Source organism: Pseudoalteromonas sp. 19-MNA-CIBAN-0066, assembly GCF_040308705.1.
Classification (GTDB): domain Bacteria; phylum Pseudomonadota; class Gammaproteobacteria; order Enterobacterales; family Alteromonadaceae; genus Pseudoalteromonas; species Pseudoalteromonas nigrifaciens.
Window position 1 is genome coordinate 1 of record NZ_JBEONZ010000190.1, and the last position, 276, is coordinate 276.

General features: G+C 50.7%; 1 protein-coding gene. It reads right to left on the minus strand.

What is annotated here, in order from left to right:
• A partial coding sequence (locus AAEZ18_RS18760; RefSeq protein WP_352255913.1) for an aldehyde dehydrogenase family protein occupies nucleotides 1–276 on the minus strand: 276 nt, incomplete at both ends.

A 276-nucleotide genomic window follows, 5' to 3' on the forward strand; every position in this document is an offset into this window, starting at 1 on the left:
GGTTAATGGCGTGACTTCTGATGGTTTAAAAATCATCGCATTACCTGCGGCCAACGCAGGACCCGCCTTCCACATAGCGATTTGGATAGGATAGTTCCATGCGCCAATTCCGGCTACCACGCCGAGTGGTTCCTGACGGGTATAGACAAAGCTGCTATCACGCAGCGGAATCTGACGACCTTCAATCATTGGCGCGAGCCCTGCATAGTACTCAACGACATCAGCACCAGTGACGATATCGACATATTTGGTTTCAGAAAGCGCTTTACCCGTATC